The organism is Oscillibacter sp. UBA6647 (assembly GCA_002455655.1).
Taxonomy (GTDB): Bacteria; Bacillota; Clostridia; order Oscillospirales; family Oscillospiraceae; genus Oscillibacter.
The window spans coordinates 9992-10571 of sequence record DKLF01000113.1; the positions used below are offsets into that span (position 1 = coordinate 9992).

General features: G+C 54.3%; 1 protein-coding gene. It reads left to right on the top strand.

Annotated elements, in window-relative coordinates:
- Positions 1-398, top strand: a 398-nt coding sequence (locus B2W96_RS08530; protein WP_293009865.1) for an aldo/keto reductase, incomplete at its 5' end; no start/stop codon positions are given.
- Between the last annotated feature and the right edge of the window lie 182 nt (positions 399-580).

Genomic DNA, 580 nt, shown 5'->3' on the forward strand with positions numbered 1-580 from the left:
AGGGCCTGCTCACCGGAAAATTCCGGCGCATTGAAGACGTGCCCGTGGGCAGACGGGAAACCCGGTTCTATCGCACCGGCCAGACCCCCTGCCGTCACAGCGATCCCGGCTTTGAAGATGAGATTTTTGAATTTATCGGCGTGCTGATGGCTTTTTGCGAAAAGCATGGCTTCTCCCCCGCCGAGGTGGCTATGAATTTCTTAAAGCGCCGCGACTTTGTTCAGACGGTTTTGGTAGGCGCACGCACCATCGCCCAGATGGAGCAAAATCTTGCCTCTTATGAAAAAGAAATTCCCGCCGAGCTGATGGAGGAGATTGAAAAGGCATCCGAGCCTTTGAAGGCGGTCATGGGCGACAATGCGGACATGTGGCAGGGTGACGGCGGCCGCATGTTTTAAGCCGTAGAACCGCCAGTCCACTACATAGGATAAAAAATCCCCTGCGCGGCAAGAAGCCGCGCAGGGGATTTTTGCCGATTGCCTATCCTTACGGAAAGCCTTTAGCCAGCCGGGAAAAAAGACGCGGCAAGCAGTCGATTCCTTCTTTTTGGAGATAATTACGCGGAAAGCGGGCAACCTAT